Origin of the sequence: Arthrobacter sp. NamB2, from assembly GCF_005281365.1 — a bacterium.
Taxonomy (GTDB): Bacteria; Actinomycetota; Actinomycetes; order Actinomycetales; family Micrococcaceae; genus Arthrobacter_D.
On the sequence record NZ_SZWI01000001.1, the window covers coordinates 58,237 to 73,882 of the forward strand.

The 15,646-nt window shown below is 68.8% G+C and carries 15 protein-coding genes; 7 read left to right on the forward strand and 8 right to left on the reverse strand.

From position 1 onward, the window contains the following. Positions 1–4: 4 nt before the first annotated feature. The 4 genes from FDK12_RS00290 to FDK12_RS00305 all read left to right on the forward strand — a co-directional run bounded on the left by FDK12_RS00290 (position 5) and on the right by FDK12_RS00305 (position 2,331). Positions 5–235: a hypothetical protein gene (locus tag FDK12_RS00290; RefSeq protein WP_137367739.1), complete on the forward strand. Its 231-nt coding sequence runs from the start codon at positions 5–7 to the stop codon at positions 233–235. Positions 236–350: 115 nt separating this feature from the next. Next, entirely contained in the window at positions 351–800 is a 450-nt protein-coding gene (locus tag FDK12_RS00295) for a MaoC family dehydratase N-terminal domain-containing protein (protein WP_104118764.1), read from the forward strand. Between the two features lie 2 nt (positions 801–802). Beyond that, the gene (locus FDK12_RS00300; protein WP_137367740.1) at positions 803–1,243 is read left to right on the forward strand and encodes a MaoC family dehydratase; all 441 of its coding nucleotides are present in this window, start codon (positions 803–805) and stop codon (positions 1,241–1,243) included. Next, entirely contained in the window at positions 1,240–2,331 is a 1,092-nt protein-coding gene (locus tag FDK12_RS00305) for a UDP-N-acetylmuramate dehydrogenase (protein ID WP_223262996.1), read from the forward strand. The genes FDK12_RS00300 and FDK12_RS00305 overlap by 4 nt, the downstream gene beginning before the upstream one ends. Positions 2,332–2,344: 13 nt before the next feature. On the opposite strand, the gene FDK12_RS00310 is transcribed toward FDK12_RS00305, so the two are convergent. Both FDK12_RS00310 and FDK12_RS00315 read right to left on the reverse strand, forming a co-directional pair. Next, positions 2,345–3,895 (reverse strand): LTA synthase family protein, encoded by a 1,551-nt coding sequence (locus tag FDK12_RS00310; RefSeq protein ID WP_137367741.1) that lies wholly within the window; start codon positions 3,893–3,895, stop codon positions 2,345–2,347. Positions 3,896–4,100: 205 nt separating this feature from the next. After that, positions 4,101–4,529: a hypothetical protein gene (locus tag FDK12_RS00315; protein ID WP_137367742.1), complete on the reverse strand. Its 429-nt coding sequence runs from the start codon at positions 4,527–4,529 to the stop codon at positions 4,101–4,103. Positions 4,530–4,684: 155 nt separating this feature from the next. Between FDK12_RS00315 and FDK12_RS00320 the strand changes: the two genes are divergently transcribed. After that, positions 4,685–5,479 (forward strand): ANTAR domain-containing protein, encoded by a 795-nt coding sequence (locus tag FDK12_RS00320; protein WP_189636209.1) that lies wholly within the window; start codon positions 4,685–4,687, stop codon positions 5,477–5,479. On the opposite strand, the gene asd is transcribed toward FDK12_RS00320, so the two are convergent. The 6 genes from asd to FDK12_RS00350 all read right to left on the reverse strand — a co-directional run bounded on the left by asd (position 5,476) and on the right by FDK12_RS00350 (position 10,200). After that, complete coding sequence (asd, locus tag FDK12_RS00325) at positions 5,476–6,615, reverse strand: aspartate-semialdehyde dehydrogenase (RefSeq protein ID WP_137367744.1); 1,140 nt, start codon at positions 6,613–6,615, stop codon at positions 5,476–5,478. The genes FDK12_RS00320 and asd overlap by 4 nt on opposite strands. An 84-nt stretch (positions 6,616–6,699) precedes the next feature. Continuing rightward, positions 6,700–7,116, reverse strand: a complete 417-nt coding sequence (locus FDK12_RS00330) for a hypothetical protein (RefSeq protein ID WP_137367745.1) — start codon at positions 7,114–7,116, stop codon at positions 6,700–6,702. Position 7,117: 1 nt separating this feature from the next. After that, on the reverse strand, positions 7,118–7,801 hold the full coding sequence (locus FDK12_RS00335; protein ID WP_137367746.1) for a hypothetical protein: 684 nt from the start codon (positions 7,799–7,801) through the stop codon (positions 7,118–7,120). Positions 7,802–7,817: 16 nt separating this feature from the next. Further along, positions 7,818–8,750, reverse strand: coding sequence for a hypothetical protein (locus FDK12_RS00340; RefSeq protein WP_137367747.1), 933 nt, complete (start codon positions 8,748–8,750; stop codon positions 7,818–7,820). A gap of 107 nt (positions 8,751–8,857) precedes the next feature. After that, positions 8,858–9,424, reverse strand: coding sequence for a dihydrofolate reductase (locus FDK12_RS00345; RefSeq protein WP_137367748.1), 567 nt, complete (start codon positions 9,422–9,424; stop codon positions 8,858–8,860). Further along, positions 9,421–10,200, reverse strand: coding sequence for a thymidylate synthase (locus tag FDK12_RS00350; RefSeq protein ID WP_137368220.1), 780 nt, complete (start codon positions 10,198–10,200; stop codon positions 9,421–9,423). Before FDK12_RS00350 ends, FDK12_RS00345 begins: the two co-directional genes overlap by 4 nt. Before the next feature lie 168 nt (positions 10,201–10,368). Between FDK12_RS00350 and FDK12_RS00355 the strand changes: the two genes are divergently transcribed. Together FDK12_RS00355 and FDK12_RS00360 are read left to right on the forward strand one after the other, a co-directional pair. Beyond that, the gene (locus tag FDK12_RS00355) at positions 10,369–14,280 is read left to right on the forward strand and encodes a Pls/PosA family non-ribosomal peptide synthetase (protein ID WP_137367749.1); all 3,912 of its coding nucleotides are present in this window, start codon (positions 10,369–10,371) and stop codon (positions 14,278–14,280) included. Continuing rightward, positions 14,277–15,644, forward strand: coding sequence for a M1 family metallopeptidase (locus FDK12_RS00360; RefSeq protein ID WP_137367750.1), 1,368 nt, complete (start codon positions 14,277–14,279; stop codon positions 15,642–15,644). The genes FDK12_RS00355 and FDK12_RS00360 overlap by 4 nt, the downstream gene beginning before the upstream one ends. Positions 15,645–15,646 lie beyond the last annotated feature (2 nt).

The window sequence follows — 15,646 nt, forward strand, 5'->3', positions numbered from 1 at the left end:
GATCATGCTGAATACGCCCTGGGAGACCGGCTCGGACCTGTACCGCAGGCTGGTGGTGTCGGCGCTGGTGACCACGGCGATCGGCATCCTGATCGCGGTGGTCGGCGCGACGTCGGACCAGCGCGCGGTCGTTCTCGCGGGCATCACGGTCATCGTGGCCGGGATGGTGTGCCATCTCGCCGGCATGGTGGTCCGTTCGCGCGACGTCCGGCGGCGTCTGAAGGACCTGTCCTGACCCTCCCTCGCTCCGCCGGTGCCGGGACCTCGACCCGCACGGCACCCCGTGCCGGCACGCGCACATCCCCAGCTTCTCCGCATCCATGCCCGACGACGCTTCCACCGGAGGTTCCATGACCATCGACCCAGACCTGCAGGGGCGCAGCTACCCCGCCGGAGAGACCTACTCAGTGGGCCGCGAGGCCATCCGGGACTTCGCCAGGGCCATCAAGGCGACACACCCGGCCCACTACGACGTGGCCGCCGCGGCAGCCCTCGGGCATGCCGACCTCGTGGCGCCCCCCACGTTCGCCATCATCGTGGCCCAGCGGGCCGACGCGCAGCTCATCAGCGATCCGAGCGCGGGCATCGACTTCACCCGCGTGGTCCACGCGGACCAGCGGTTCGTCCACCATCGACCCATCCTCGCGGGGGACCAGCTCGTCGCCGAACTGCACGTCGACCAGGTGCGGGCCATGGGCGGGGGAGCGATGATCACCACGCGTGCGGAGATCTCGACCGTCGACGGAGAAGCGACGACCACGACGACGTCGTCCATCCTCGTCCGAGGGGAGGACCAGTAGCCATGACCGTCTCCCTTGCCTCGCTCGAGGTGGGCCAGCACATCGGCTCCGCCACCGTCGACATCACCCGGACCGACCTCGTGCGGTACGCAGGCGCCTCCGGCGACCTCAACCCGATCCACTGGAACCAGGCCTTCGCCGAGGGGGTCGGCCTGCCCGGCGTGATCGCCCACGGGATGTTCACCATGGGCGCTGCCGTCCAGCTCGTGACCGACTGGATCGGCGACCCGGCCGCCGTCGTCGACTACCAGACGCGGTTCACCAAGCCCGTGGTCGTCACGGATACGACGGCGCAGCCCGGCCAGCCGGGTGCGGTCGTCGAGGTTACCGGCGTCGTCGGCCAGATCGACACCGAACGCTCGACGGCGCGCGTCGACCTCACGGTGACCTCCGCCGGGCAGAAGGTCCTCGTCAAGGCCCAGGCCGTGGTGAGGCTGGCGTGAGCGCGCCCGCCACGCAGGTGAATCTCGCCGACCTCACGACCACCCGCGTTGGGGGACCGGCGCGCTCGTTCGTTGAGGCCGCGACGGAACGGGAGATCGTCGAGGCCGTCCGTGCCGCCGATGCTGCGGGTGACCCGCTGCTCATCGTCAGCGGGGGCTCAAACCTGCTGATCGGGGACGAGGGCTTCGACGGGACGGTCGTTCACATCGTGTCCAGGGGTTTCACGGTCGACGACGACGACGCGACGTGCGGCGGCGTCATGGTCAAGGTGCAGGCCGGCCAGGACTGGGACGAACTGGTGCGGTACACCGTGCTGCACGCGTTCTCCGGTCTGGAGGCCCTCTCGGGTATCCCCGGTTCCACGGGAGCCACGCCCGTGCAGAACGTCGGGGCCTACGGTTCGGACGTGTCGCAGACCATCGCGACGGTCCGCACCTACGACCGCGAGACCGACAGCATCAAGAGCTTCACCAACTTCGAGCTGAGATTCGGCTACCGGGATTCGTTGCTCAAGCGCAGCACGGTCAACGGCTCGCCCCGCTACGTGGTGCTGAGCGTCGAGTTCCAGCTCGGGCTGGGGCGCATGAGCAAGCCGGTCAAGTATGCCGAACTGGCCCGCGCGCTCGGCATCGAGGTGGGCGCCCGCGCCTACGCGAACGACGTGCGGCGGGAGGTGTTGAAGCTACGCGCGGGGAAGGGCATGGTGCTCGACGCGCCTGACCCGGACACCTGGAGCACGGGATCCTTCTTCACCAACCCGATCGTGCCCCAGGAGGTGGCCGACCGGCTCCCCGAGGACGCTCCCCGGTATGCGACGGGAGCGGCCGGAGACGTGAAGCTCAGCGCCGCCTGGCTGATCGAGCACGCAGGGTTCTCGAAGGGGTTCGGGCTCGGCGACGACGAAGGCCATGCTGTGGCGGAAGGGCGCGCGTCCCTCTCGACGAAGCACACGCTTGCCCTCACCAACAGGGGAGGCGCCTCGGCGTCGGACCTCCTGGCGGTTGCCCGGCTCGTGCGGGACGGCGTCGAAGAATCCTTCGGGATCCGGCTCGAACCGGAACCGCTGCTGGTCAACTGCTCGCTCTGACGCGGCGGCAGCGTTACTGGGGGGCGTCCTGGCCTGCCCAGGCTGTCGCGTAGAACTGCTCCGAACGCGAGTTGAGCAACTCGGCGTAGGGTTCCGGCATCATCGCCTGCGCTGAATTGCTGGAGACACTAGGAGCGAAGGCAGATACGCCAAGCCCAGCTTCACTGTCCTGCAGAGTCAGGCCGGCGGCCTCCAGAATGGTGGGGTACAGGTTCATCTGGTCCACGTCGGGGCGCAGCGTGCTTCCCGGGTTCTCGCCCGGGATCCAGATCCGATTGAAGATGCTTCGGTTGTCGCTGGCGGCCAGCTGCTCGTGGAATGCGCTCCCGGCGCTCATCTGCTTGAGGTGGTCGCCCATGATGACCACGGCAGTGTCGTCGAGGTAACCCTTCTCCTCCATGTAGCTCACGAATCCGGCCACCTGGGCCATCGAGCAGGAAAATACCGAGGTGGCCGCGTCCTCCGTATCTACAGGGCAGTAGTCGAAGACGTGTACCGGCTCATGGGTGTCCAGCGTCAGCACAGAGAGATTGAACGGCTGGCCGGTTCTCGCGGCCTCGGCATGCAGCTCGTCGATCTCGTCCTTGGCATGGGCCATGAGGCGTTCGTCGCTCAGGCCCCAGTCGCGGATGCTCTCCTCCGGTTCACCGGCGGCACGCCAGACATTGAGGTCCTTCACGTCGGAGTAACCGTGGCTCCTCAGGAAGGTGTCCTTCGCAGCGAAGGAGGCGTCGGCGCCGCCCAGGAAGACGTTGGTATAGCCGTGGTCCTCCAGGACGTCGCCCAGGCACGTGGCCCCTCCGAGGTACGTGTCGATCACACCGCCGAGCTCGTTGAGGGCTGCGTTACCCGAGACGGTGCCCATTCCCTTCAGCGGAACACCGCATTGGGTGGCAGTGATACCGGCCATCGTCCAGCCTCCACCCTCATACTCCTGGAGGCCCTTTATGCTCTGCCAGCCGTCCGACGACGTCGTGACCTCCTTCAACGGAGCGAACGCGTCCTTCTCGAAGAGCTGGCCGTCGGCGAGGGTGGCTTCGCCGGATTCGAGATAGATCAGCACCAGATTGCGCTTGTGCTCGTCATCGGTGACGATCGGCTTGACGTAGTAGTCGCCGAGATCGAAATCGGAGTTCGCCGCTTTGATGTAGTCGACCACTCCCACCGCACTGGCGAAGGCCGAGCTGCCGGCGACGACGATCGCGGCCACCGCGACGCTGCAGACGATGCGCGTCGCCCGTGCTGAACGACGCGACTGCATGTGGCGGCCGAAGCGGCGCTTCCGGCGCCGCAAGTACCGCAGCAAGGCGATCCCGCCGGTGACGAGCAGGGGGACGACACCGATAGCCACAACGCCGATCCAGACGATCGCGCCGCCCCCACCGTCGACTTGAACGGAGATCAGATTCAGGAGCAGCTGATTCACTGAGATCTTGCCCCAGTAGAAACGGATGCCGAGGGCGGCGATGAGCAGCACGAGCCCCGCCCAGATCAGGACGTAGACCAGGGTGCTGCCCATAACGGAGCCAACCCGTCGGGTCAGCGCACGGATCCGGTCAGACATGGCAACACCTCGCGTTCTCAGGTACCCGTCGGCCGGGCGCCCTTGACATACGGCCCTTCCGGGCCCATAGAAGACTAGCCCCGCTATGCTACCTGTTCAACCTTGGTTCACCTTCAAGCAATCTGTTGTACACCGGGTAGGGGTAGTCCACGGACCCCCGGCGGGCGGAGCCCACACTGCTCGGATCCGACTTCTGGTGCGCCGGCTACAGGACGGCGGACCGGCGCGCCTGCTCGGCTGCGGCGCGCGTGAGCACGACGTCGTCCCAGCTGTCCTCCCGTTGGACGAGGCGGCGGGAGCAGAGCCATTGGGCCAGCCGGGACGCGACGCTGATCTGTGCGAGCCGGTCGTGGAAGTCGGGCAGAAGCTGGGGTGCAGCGAGGAAGCCGGGAAGTGCATGCAGCATTTCGCGGGCGCCCATGATGCGCGCGTACGGTGCATCGGTACCGAATTGCCGCTCCAGGCTGATCAGCTGCCGGTCGTCCGCGTCCAGGAGCGCGGCTCCGCCGTCCTCGAGGTAGGCCCGGAGGTGCATCTGCACCCGCTCGTACCGCAGGAGGCTCTCCGGGTGCCGCGTGTGCCCGCTCGCCGCGAAGAAGCGATCGAGGATGGTGTCTGCGTTGAGGTGGTCCATGCGCACATCCTGCCGTCGGCCACCGACTTTTTCCCCGGTGCGCGGAAGGGGAGCCGGGCAGACGGATGACGGCAGGAATGACTAGCATCGATGCTGTACGACTGCACGCGCTGGCCCGGCTCCGTGCGGGATCGTCTCGGGCAGGGAGAACGCGCGTGGCCGAACAACATCCAGCTCAGCGTCGATCGGCCGGTGCGGCTGTTTCCCTCAGGTCCCTGGCCTTCGACGTCGCGACGTCCGGCTACTCGCTGATGGACCTGGATTTCGTCATCCTCGATGTCAACAGGGCGTTCGCCGAGTCGACGGGCCTGGATCGCGAGATGCTGGTCGGACGTCAGGCATTCGAGGTGTTCCAGGAGAACCCGCTGCAGTCCGACCACGCTCCTGCACGAACGATGCGCCAATCCCTCGACCGCGTCATCGCGACCGGACAACCCGACGTCATGCACATCCAGCGCTTCGACGTCCCTGATCCGTCCGAGCCGGGCGCATTCCACGAGCGTTACTGGAGCCCGGTGAACCTTCCCGTGATGAACGACGACGGCGACCTGGTCGCTCTCCTGCAGCAGGTGGAGGACGTCACCGATTACCGCGACGACCTGGTCAAGGTGCTCGGCTACCTGCGGGAGGTTCCGGCGGGCACCTCCGCGGAGACCTCCCGCCGCTTCGCCGAATACGCGGCCACCGCCATGGCGCACTCGAGCCTCTACCACTCCGCGCAGCGGGAGGTGGAGCAGTTGCAGGAAGCACTGACGTCCCGCGCCGTCATCGACCAGGCGAAGGGCATCCTGACGGGCCGGCACCGGTGTGGCAGCGATGAGGCCTTCGCACGGCTGCGGAAGATGTCGAACGAAGCGAACGTCAGGCTGCGGGACGTCGCCGCTGCGCTGGTCTACCAGACCGCGGTCCCTCCGCGAGCAGGGATGACGACCCGGGAGGACGCGGTCTAGAGGTTGCCGGTCGCGATCATCAGCATGCGGCGGAGTGGCTCGGCCGCACCCCACAGGAGCTGGTCGCCCACCGTGAAGGCGCTGATGAAGTCCGGCCCCATCTCGAGCTTGCGGATGCGCCCGACGGGGATGTCGAGCGACCCCGTGGCCGCGACCGGGGTGAGCCCCGCCAGCGTGTCCGTCTTCGTGTTCGGGATGACACGGACCCATTCGTTGTCCGCGGCGATGATCGCCTCGATCTCGCTCACCGGCAGGTCCTGCGTCAGCTTGAGGGTCAGCGCCTGGGAATGCGACCGCATTGCTCCCACGCGGACGCACAGGCCGTCGAAGGGGATGCGCGTGTCGGTCCCCAGGATCTTGTTGGTCTCCGCACCGGCCTTCCATTCCTCCTTCGACTGGCCGTTGCCCAGGTCGCTGTCGATCCAGGGGATGACCGATCCGGCCAGAGGCACCCCGAACTGCGTTGCTTCCAGGCTCGGATGCCGCTGTTTCGCGAGGATGGCCCGGTCGATGTCCAGGATCGCCGATGCGGGGTCATCCAGGTTCATCGCGACCGTGCCGTGCAGCGCGCCGAACTGGTTGAGCAGTTCGCGCATGTGGCGGGCACCGCCGCCCGAGGCCGCCTGGTAGGTCATCGAGGTGCCCCATTCGACGAGGCCGTTGCGGAAGAGCCCGCCGAGGCCCATCAGCATGCAGGACACCGTGCAGTTTCCACCGATGAAGTCGCGGACGCCCCTTGCCAGACCCTCGTCGATGGCACTCCGGTTGACGGGATCCAGCACAATGATGCTGTCCTGTTCCATGCGCAGCGTGGAGGCCGCGTCGAGCCAGAGGCCGGACCAGCCGGCGTCGCGCAGTTTCGGATAGACCTCGGCGGTGTAGTCGCCACCCTGTGCCGTCACGATGATCGGCAGCTTCGCGAGGGTCTCGACGTCGTACGCGTCCTGCAACGTGCCGGCGCCGTCAGCGAACGACGGCGCGGAACCCCCGGCGGCCGAGGTCGAGAAGAAGACGGGGTTGATGCGGGCGAAGTCGCCCTCGTCCTGGAGCCGCTGCATGAGGACAGAGCCGACCATGCCGCGCCAGCCCACGAATCCGACGGACGGCAGGGCTGAGCTTTCGGGTGCTGAAGTCATGCTGTCCAGTTTAGGCGCGCAGCCTCCGTGGGTCGCGCTTTGTGACCGAGGTCCCTCGCTCGACCCCGGCAGCTGGTGCGGAGGTCAGAAGGGCTGCTGGGAAGGCGTCGGCAGCCCGCGCTCCCTCCGTAGCCGGTCCGCCCGCACCTCGATCACCATGTAGCGCGCGAAGAGGGCCGTCGTCCCGAAGAGCATGAGCGGGATGACCCAGACGAAGAGCGGGGGGTTCGGCCGGGGATCGAAGTAGGGCGATGCCACGATGATCGTCAGGAAGACCGACACCGCGCCTGCGATGGCGACGAGGACGATGTAGCCCCGCGCGGTACTGATCTTCGGGCCGATACCGGTGCGTCCGTTGCCGAATTCCTCCGGGAGGTAGCTGACCAGTTCGCCGTTCCTCCCGCGGGACAGGATGCGCTGCTGCCCGGACTCACGGACGAGGCGTTCGTGTTCCGCCGCGGCGGCGTCGTCCCGGCGCTGTCGTGCTGCGTCGTACACCACGTCAGTCGCCCCGCACCAGAGCGAGCTCTGCCAGCAGGGCGTCATCGTCCAGGCCCTCGCGGAACGCGATGTTGTCGCTGCCGGTGTCCGTGTACCCGACCGTCCACCCGCCCTCGCCCTTCTTCACCAGGAGCCGGCCCCTGTCCGGAGTCTCCCTGCGGTACACGCTGGCACCGCCGGCGGGGGTCGCGTCCAGGTGCGTCGAGATCATCGCGAGGAGAGCCTCGGCACCGGACAGGGCCGGAGCCTGTGGCATGGCGAACCAGGCGAAGTAGGATCGCGGCTGCAGCAGGATGGCGAACTCGGACGATTCCACCTGCAGGACACTGTCGCCCGTCCGATCCGGCGCCAGCAGTGCGACGTCGACGCGGCGCTCGGCCTCGGAGAGGGCCGAGAGGACGGCTGCGGCGGGTCCCGCGACGACGAGTTCCCGCTCATCACCGACGGTCGCCAGCCCGTGCGCGACGAGCGAGGACGCGCCTGCCCGGATGACGTTTCCGTCCGCAGCCTCCGCCGTGATGCGAAGTGCCGCGGCGCTCGCGGTCGACTGCGGTCCGGGCCGCATGGCCAGGAGGGCGGCCAGTTCGGCATAGCCGAAGCCGAGGGTTCCCGGATAGGCGGTCGGGGTCCCGGCTGCCGTGGCGGTGGTGGTCCCGGTGGTGGTCCCGGTGGTGGTTCCAGTCATGTCGATGTCCTAGTCGTCAGAATCCGAAGAAGTCCCCGACGGCCTCCGCGCCGTCGGACAGGGTATCGCCGACAGCATCGGCCGCGTCACCGACGGCATCGGCCGCATCAGCGACGCCCTCGCCGATCGCGGCGCCCACCGCATTGACGCTGTCGTGGATGATCGGCACGTTGTCGTAGAGCGCCAGCGCACCACTGGCCACCATGGCTGCGGTGCCGACGGGTGGAGGGGCGAACGAGAGTCCACCCAGCACCGCCTTCGCGGTGGAGTACACTGCGTCGCCGTAGTCGCCCTGCTGATAGCTGTCGACGGCGTCCCATACGTCCAGCCCTGTTCCCAGGACGCCCAGACTCTTGCCCAGCACGTCGAACGCGGCGAACGCCTTCGTTCCTTCCGCCAGGCCCAGCGCCGTGTGCCACTTGCCGTCGAAGAGGTCGGACGAGGTGTTGAAGATCCCGCTCAGCGCGTCGGAGTTGCGCAGTGCCGCGAACGCGGCCTTATCGAACGGGCCGCCCCTGTGGAGGAGGGTGGCGATGTCGTACAGGCCCGCCCGCATGTTCGGGATCGCCTTGAGGGTGTTGTAGATGTCCCAGGCGTTCGGCGAGTCATCGCCGGACGGCGCAGTGCCGGGCGCGGTGCCGGGCGCAGACGGTGTGGGGTTCCCAGCGGCGCCCCCACCCTCGTCGCTCGCCGTCTCCTGCTCGTCCGCATGGCCGAGCAACTCGGCCGAGACCTTCTCCAGCGCATTCGTCGCCTCGAGGATCTGCAGGCGCATCGACCCGTTCCACTGCTGCCGGACCCGATCGGCGTCGCGGCCCTGCCACATGAACGGATTGTTGACCGCGGAGCTGATGGCCGTGCTCGCCGCCGTGATCGTGGCCGAGCCCTGCGAGCACAACTGCGCCAGTTCGCGCAGTTGCGCGGGGTTGGATCCCCAGACGTCCGACATTCTCTTCCCCAGTCCTTCGATCATCCCGTGGTCGGGACCGTGCGTGGTCGAGCCTAGGCGGCTCGGGACCATTCGGCGATGGGGAGAGCTGCCCATCGCCGGTCGTCCTAGTCCTGCCTGATCCAGAGGCTGATGCGGTACCGCGTGCCGCCCGACGACTCCAGCCACCCGGATTCGGGGGTCAGCGCGGCAAGCGTCCAGTCGGGCCCGAGGGCGGGCGCGACGGTGTCCCCCTCCACCGTCGACTCGACGACGGTGACGAGCGCGGCATTGGCGCGGGACATGGCGTCTGCATAGACGCGGCCACCACCGATGATCCAGATCTCCTCGGCACCGGGGCTGCCCTGCGCGGCCTCGAGGGCCGAGTCGAGCGAGTCCACGAGGACCGCGCCCGGGAGGTCCGCCGAGGTGGAACCCGAGATCACGATGTTCGTGCGATCAGGCAGGGGGCGGAACCTCTCCGGGAAGGACTCCCACGTCCGACGGCCCATGATGACGGGATGTCCCGTCGTCGTGGCCCTGAAGTGTGCCATGTCCTCAGGGACATGCCAGGGGATACCGCCGTCCCTGCCGATCACGCCGTCCTCCGTCTGGGCCCAGATCATGCCGATGACAGGAGCGGATCCGACGGCATCGGAGACGCTGAGGGTGCCGGCGGAGGGCGCTTCGCTCATACCGCCACCGGCGCCTTGATGGTCGGGTGGTGCTGGTAGTCGACCACGTCGAAGTCCTCCAGGGTGTAGTCGAAGATACTCTCGGGCTTCCGTTTCAGTTCGACGCGGGGGTAGGGGTACGGCGCACGCAACAACTGCTCCGTGACCTGCTCCACGTGGTTGTCGTACACGTGGACATCGCCGCCGGTCCAGATGAACTCGCCGGGCTCGAGACCGGTCTGCTGGGCCACCATCAGGGTCAGCAGGGCGTAGGACGCGATGTTGAACGGTACCCCCAGGAACGTGTCGGCGGAACGCTGGTACAGCTGGCAGGACAAGGTGCCAGGGCTCCCGTCGACCCCCGGGCTCACGTAGAACTGGAAGAACACATGGCACGGGGGGAGCGCCATGTTGGAGATCTCCGACACGTTCCAGGCCGAGACGAGGTGCCGGCGCGAATCGGGATCGGTCTTCAGGGCTTCGACCACCTGCGCGATCTGGTCGATGTGCCCGCCGTCAGGTGTCGGCCACGAACGCCACTGCACGCCGTACACCGGGCCGAGCTCGCCGTCGTCGTCGGCCCACTCGTTCCAGATCGACACGCCCCGCTCCTGGAGCCAGCGGACGTTCGAGTCGCCGCGGAGGAACCAGAGCAGTTCGAGTGCGACGGACTTGAAGTGCACGCGCTTGGTGGTGATGAGCGGGAAGGACTCGCGGAGATCGAAGCGCAACTGCCGGCCGAAGACGCTTCGCGTTCCGGTGCCCGTCCTGTCACTCTTCGCCGCGCCGTTCGCCATCACATCGCGCAGCAGATCCTCATAGGGGGTGGGAATGGGGGTGCTCACCCAGCCAGTCTAGGACGATCGCGCCGCGGGTTGCAGCGGCGGCCCGGTAGACTGCGCCGAGGCCGGGCGGACGGCGACGCCGGTCACCTGCCGTTCACTTTTCACCGGGAGACTCCAGCCGTGACCATTCCCTCGCCCGAGACCACCGCCGCGCCCTACCCCGCACAGTTCGTGGCATCCGGGCTCGCACCGGACCCCCGTACGCTCCTCGACATCCTGCGAGCGACCGCCGCGGCACACCCCGACGCGTCGGCGCTCGACGACGGAACGGCCGCGCTCAGTTATGCGGAACTCGTCGCCGCGGCCGAAGAGTTCGCGGAGGCGCTGCGCGGCGCCGGTGTAGGCCGCGGAGATGCGGTGGGAGTCCGCATCCCGTCGGGAACCAACGAGCTCTACATCGCGATCCTCGGCGTGTTGTCGGCCGGTGCCGCCTACGTCCCGGTGGACGCGGACGACCCCGACGAGCGGGCCCGGGTCGTGTTCGCGGAGTCCCGCGTGGTCGCGGTCGTAGGACAGGGCCTCTCGGTGGCCGCGGGAGCAGGCCGAACCAATGGGGGTACCGGCGACCCGACGCCCGACGACGACGCCTGGATCATCTTCACCTCCGGTTCCACGGGCACGCCGAAGGGAGTGGCCGTGACACACCGGTCGGCAGCGGCCTTCGTCGACGCCGAGGCCCGGCTCTTCCTCCAGCGTGAGCCCATCGGGCCCGCCGATCGTGTCCTCGCCGGTCTCTCCGTCGCGTTCGACGCCTCCTGTGAGGAGATGTGGCTGGCGTGGCGGAACGGGGCCTGCCTCGTGCCGGCCCCCCGTGCGCTGGTGCGTACCGGGATGGACCTGGGGCCGTGGCTGATAGCACGGGGGATCACCGTCGTTTCCACGGTGCCTACCCTGGCAGCGCTGTGGCCTTCGGATTCCCTCGAGAACGTGAGGTTGCTGATCTTCGGCGGTGAGGCCTGCCCTCCCGAACTCGCGCAGCGCCTCGCGGTCCATGACCGCGAGGTCTGGAACACGTACGGGCCCACCGAGGCCACCGTTGTGGCGTGCGCCGCGCGCCTCGGCGGTCCGGGACCGGTCCGGATCGGCCTGCCACTGGACGGCTGGGACCTCGCGGTCGTCGACGAGGCCGGCATCCCTGTGGAGGAGGGTGCCACGGGAGAACTGATCATCGGGGGAGTGGGCCTGGCCCGCTACCTCGACCCGGCCAAGGACGCCGAGAAGTACGCCCCGATGCCCACCCTCGGGTGGGACCGTGCCTACCGCTCCGGGGACCTCGTGCAGCTCGAGTCCGCCGGACTGGTCTTCGCGGGCCGGGCGGACGACCAGGTGAAGCTGGGCGGTCGCCGCATCGAACTCGGCGAGGTGGACGCCGCCCTCCAGTCGTTGCCGGGCATCGCCGGTGCTGCCTCGGCAGTGCAGACGACGCCCTCCGGCAACCAGCTGCTCGTGGGCTACCTCGTCCCCGCCAGTGGTGAGCCCGACCTCGCTGAGCTCCGGGACCTCCTCGCGGACCGCCTTCCCGCAGCGCTCGTGCCGCTGCTGACCGTCACCGCGTCGCTTCCCACGAAGACCAGCGGCAAGGTGGACCGCAACGCCCTGCCCTGGCCACTCGCCGGCGTCGGCGGACCGGGCGAGCCGCAGGACCTCGACCCGCGCGTACAGTGGATCGCGGACCAGTGGGCCGCCGTCCTGGGCGCCGTCGCGACCGACGAGGACGCCGATTTCTTCCTGCACGGCGGAGGTTCCCTCGCCGCTGCCCGGCTCGTCTCGCTGATTCGGGTGCGCTACCCGGTGATCACCGTCGCGGACATCTACGCGCATCCCCGGCTCGGGGCACTCGCGGCGTTCGCAGCGAGCACGGGCGACGGCGGCGAGCAACCGGCAGCGCCCGTCAGGACGGTCCGGGGCACCGCCCGCAGGTCGCAGGTCTTCCAGACCATCATGGGCATCCCGCTGCAGTTCCTCACCGGCATGCGCTGGCTGACCTACGCGATGATCGCGAGCAACGTGCTCGCCGGCGTCGGCATCCTCACTGCCGCGCCCACACTGTCCTGGTGGTGGGTCGCGCTGTCCTGGGTCGTCTTCGTCAGCCCGTTCGGCCGCATGGCACTGTCCGTCCTCGCAGCACGCATGCTCCTCGGCCGGGTGGAGCCGGGCGTCTACCCGCGTTCCGGCAAGGTGCACCTGCGTCTCTGGCTGGCCGAGCAGATCTCGGACAGCGTCGGGGCCGTCAGCCTGGCGAGCGCTCCCTGGGTGCCCGTCTACGCGAGGGCGCTCGGTGCGAGGATAGGGCCCGACGTCGCACTCCACTCCGTGCCGCCCGTGACGGGGCTCCTGACCCTCGGTGCCGGTGCATCGGTGGAACCTGAAGTGGATCTGTCCGGGTGGTGGATCGACGGGGACCGTGTCCATATCGGCGCCGTGACGATCGGGGCGGGAGCAGTCGTCGGTGCCCGGAGCACGCTGATGCCCGGGACGCGGATCGGAGCCGGTGCGGAAGTCGCCCCGGGGTCCGCGGTCCAGGGCGTCGTCAAGCCGGGTCATCTCGTCTCCGGATCACCTGCGACACGAGCCGGCAAGGCGAAGCAGGACTGGCCGGAAGCCCCACCCGCGCAGTCCCGGCTACGCGCCCGCCTGGCGTTCGTGGCGTTCGCCGCTGCGTCCGGCGCCCTGTCGCTCATCCCGTACGTTGCCGCCGTCGTCGCGTCCCTGCCGGTCGTGGCCGCGCTCCGGGGCGCGCCCTCCCTGTCGGCCGCCGGGCCGTCACTGGTGGGAGTGGTCGTTCTTTCGGCCGTCCTCTGGCTCGTCACTAACTCGCTCCTCGTACTCGTCACGGTCCGCCTGCTCGGCCTCGGGCTGCGGGAGGGACACTACGCGGCACGCAGCCGGATCGGCTGGCAGATCTGGGCGACCGAACGCGTCCTCGACCTCGCGCGCGACATCCTCTTCCCCCTGTATGCGAGCCTCTTCACGCCCGTCTGGCTGCGACTGCTCGGCGCCCGCGTGGGCAGGAACGTGGAGGCCTCCACCGTCCTGCTGATACCGAAGATGACCACGATCAGCGAGGGTGCCTTCCTCGCGGACGACACCATGGTGGCTTCCTACGAACTCGGTGGCGGCTACCTCCGCATCGCTCCCGCGAAGATCGGCCGGCGCGCGTTCCTCGGCAACTCGGGCATGACGTCGGCGGGACGACGCGTCCCGAAGAACTCGCTCGTCGCGGTTCTCTCCGCGACGCCGGCCAAGGCGAAGGCCGGCAGCTCATGGCTGGGGAGTCCGCCGTCGCGGTTGCGCCGTCTCGCCGTCACGGGGGACCAGAGCCGTACCTTCCAGCCGCTCCGCCGGCTCAAGGCCGCCCGGGCGTTCTGGGAGCTCTGCCGCGTGGTGCCGATCATCCTGACCGTGATGATCGCTGCGACGTCGCTCGTGGTCTTCGATGCCCTGGCCCTCCGGGGCGGGTACCCGCTGGCCGCGGTGCTGAGCGGCATCGTGTTCATGGTGCTCGGCGCCATTGCTGCCGGGAGCGCTGTCGTGGCGAAGTGGCTCCTCGTGGGACGGATCGCTGCGGGGGAACACCCGCTGTGGAGTTCCTTCATCTGGCGCAACGAGGTCGTGGACACCTTCATCGAGAGCGTCAGCGCGCCCTGGTTCGCCCGGGCCGCCAGCGGGACCCCGGCGCTGGTCTGGTGGCTCCGCGCGCTCGGCTCCCGGATCGGGTCAGGAGTCTGGTGCGAGAGTTACTGGCTGCCCGAGGCAGACCTCGTGACGCTCGGCAGCGGTTCGACGGTCAACCGCGGGTGCGTGGTGCAGACCCACCTCTTCCATGACAGGATCATGAGCATGGACACCGTGGAGCTCGCCGCAGGAGCAACCCTGGGCCCGCACAGCGTGATCCTTCCGGCTGCCGACATCGCCACGGGCGCTACCGTGGGACCGGCGTCGCTCGTGATGCGCGGCGAGACCGTCCCCGCTGGAAGCTACTGGATGGGGAATCCCGTCAGTTCCTGGTCCGGCCCGGGGGACGGTGCGTGAGCAGTAGTCCCGAGAGCGCTGCGCCGGACGCCTACACGCCGGACAACGGCAGCACCTCCTATCGCGTAGGGCACTACGACCTCACCCTCGACTACAAGCTGGCCAGCAACCGGTTGTCCGGGCGCGCTGTCCTCACGATGACGGCGCAGCGGGAGCTGCAGGGGCTGGAACTCGACCTGGGCGGCCTCCGCACCACCAAGGTCACGTCCGATACCGTTCGCATCCGATCCTTCAAGGACCGGGCGGGCAAGCTCGTGGTCGCCTTCCGGGACGCGGTGCCCGACGACGCGGAGTTCCGGCTCGAGATCCGGTACGAGGGGAATCCTGCACCGATCTCCGGCACCTGGGGTGACGTCGGGTGGGAGGAACTGACCGACGGCGTCCTCGTCGCCGGCCAGCCCACCGGGGCGCCGTCCTGGTTCCCGTGCAACGACCACCCGTCGAACAAGGCCTCCTACCGGTTCACGGTGACGACCGATGCCGGTTACCGTGCGATCTGCAACGGGGTCCTCGTCTCCCGCATCGGCAAGTCCAGCCGTACCACCTGGGTGTACGAGCAGGCGGAGCCGATGGCGACCTACCTCGCGACCGTCCAGATCGGCCGGTACGAGCTCGTCGCCCTGAACGATCCCGCCCAGCCTGCCGTGGCCCTCCCCGGCCACGCCGCGCAGCGGGACCCGGGGGCCCCCGTTCCGCAGTACGCCGCCGTGCCGCCGTCCCTCGTGCCGGCCGCGAAGACGTCGCTCGCGAGGAACCACGAGATGATGTCGACGTTCGAGGATCGCTTCGGGCCGTACCCCTTCGCCCAGTACGTCGTGGTGGTCACCGACGACGAACTGGAGATCCCACTCGAGGCCCAGACGCTCTCCATCATCGGCCGGAACCACCTCCGCCAGGACTGGGACGCACAGCGGCTGATCGCCCACGAACTCGCGCACCAGTGGTTCGGCAACGCGGTCACGGCAGCGCGCTGGCAGGACATCTGGCTCCACGAGGGGTTCGCCTGCTACGCCGAGTGGATCTGGTCCGAGGCCAGCGGATCGACGACGGCGGATGCGCGGGCACGCTCGACCCACGAGCGGCTCAGCGCCGAGCGCCAGGACCTCGCCGTCGGTGATCCGGGCGCTCCTGAGATGTTCGACGACCGTGTCTACAAGCGGGGTGCCCTCGCTCTGCACGTGCTGCGGACCGCGGCGGGCGACGACGCCTTCTTCGCGCTGCTGCGCTCCTGGACGGAGGCGCACCGGTTCGCCTCCGTCACCACGCCGGACTTCATCGCGCTCGCGGCCCGATCACTGGCCGGGGTCGACGTCGAGGCACTGCTGACACGCTGGCTGTTCAGGGAGGAACTGCCGGCCCTGTGAGC

What these genes read in the sequence shown, in the direction of transcription:
- FDK12_RS00290 (WP_137367739.1), top strand. Translation starts at nt 5, where the DNA reads ATGCTGAATACGCCCTGGGAGACCGGCTCGGACCTGTACCGCAGGCTG.
- FDK12_RS00295 (WP_104118764.1), top strand. Translation starts at nt 351, where the DNA reads ATGACCATCGACCCAGACCTGCAGGGGCGCAGCTACCCCGCCGGAGAG.
- FDK12_RS00300 (WP_137367740.1), top strand. Translation starts at nt 803, where the DNA reads ATGACCGTCTCCCTTGCCTCGCTCGAGGTGGGCCAGCACATCGGCTCC.
- FDK12_RS00310 (WP_137367741.1), bottom strand. Translation starts at nt 3,895, where the DNA reads ATGTCTGACCGGATCCGTGCGCTGACCCGACGGGTTGGCTCCGTTATG.
- FDK12_RS00315 (WP_137367742.1), bottom strand. Translation starts at nt 4,529, where the DNA reads ATGGACCACCTCAACGCAGACACCATCCTCGATCGCTTCTTCGCGGCG.
- asd (WP_137367744.1), bottom strand. Translation starts at nt 6,615, where the DNA reads ATGACTTCAGCACCCGAAAGCTCAGCCCTGCCGTCCGTCGGATTCGTG.
- FDK12_RS00335 (WP_137367746.1), bottom strand. Translation starts at nt 7,801, where the DNA reads ATGACTGGAACCACCACCGGGACCACCACCGGGACCACCACCGCCACG.
- FDK12_RS00340 (WP_137367747.1), bottom strand. Translation starts at nt 8,750, where the DNA reads ATGTCGGACGTCTGGGGATCCAACCCCGCGCAACTGCGCGAACTGGCG.
- FDK12_RS00345 (WP_137367748.1), bottom strand. Translation starts at nt 9,424, where the DNA reads ATGAGCGAAGCGCCCTCCGCCGGCACCCTCAGCGTCTCCGATGCCGTC.
- FDK12_RS00350 (WP_137368220.1), bottom strand. Translation starts at nt 10,200, where the DNA reads ATGGCGAACGGCGCGGCGAAGAGTGACAGGACGGGCACCGGAACGCGA.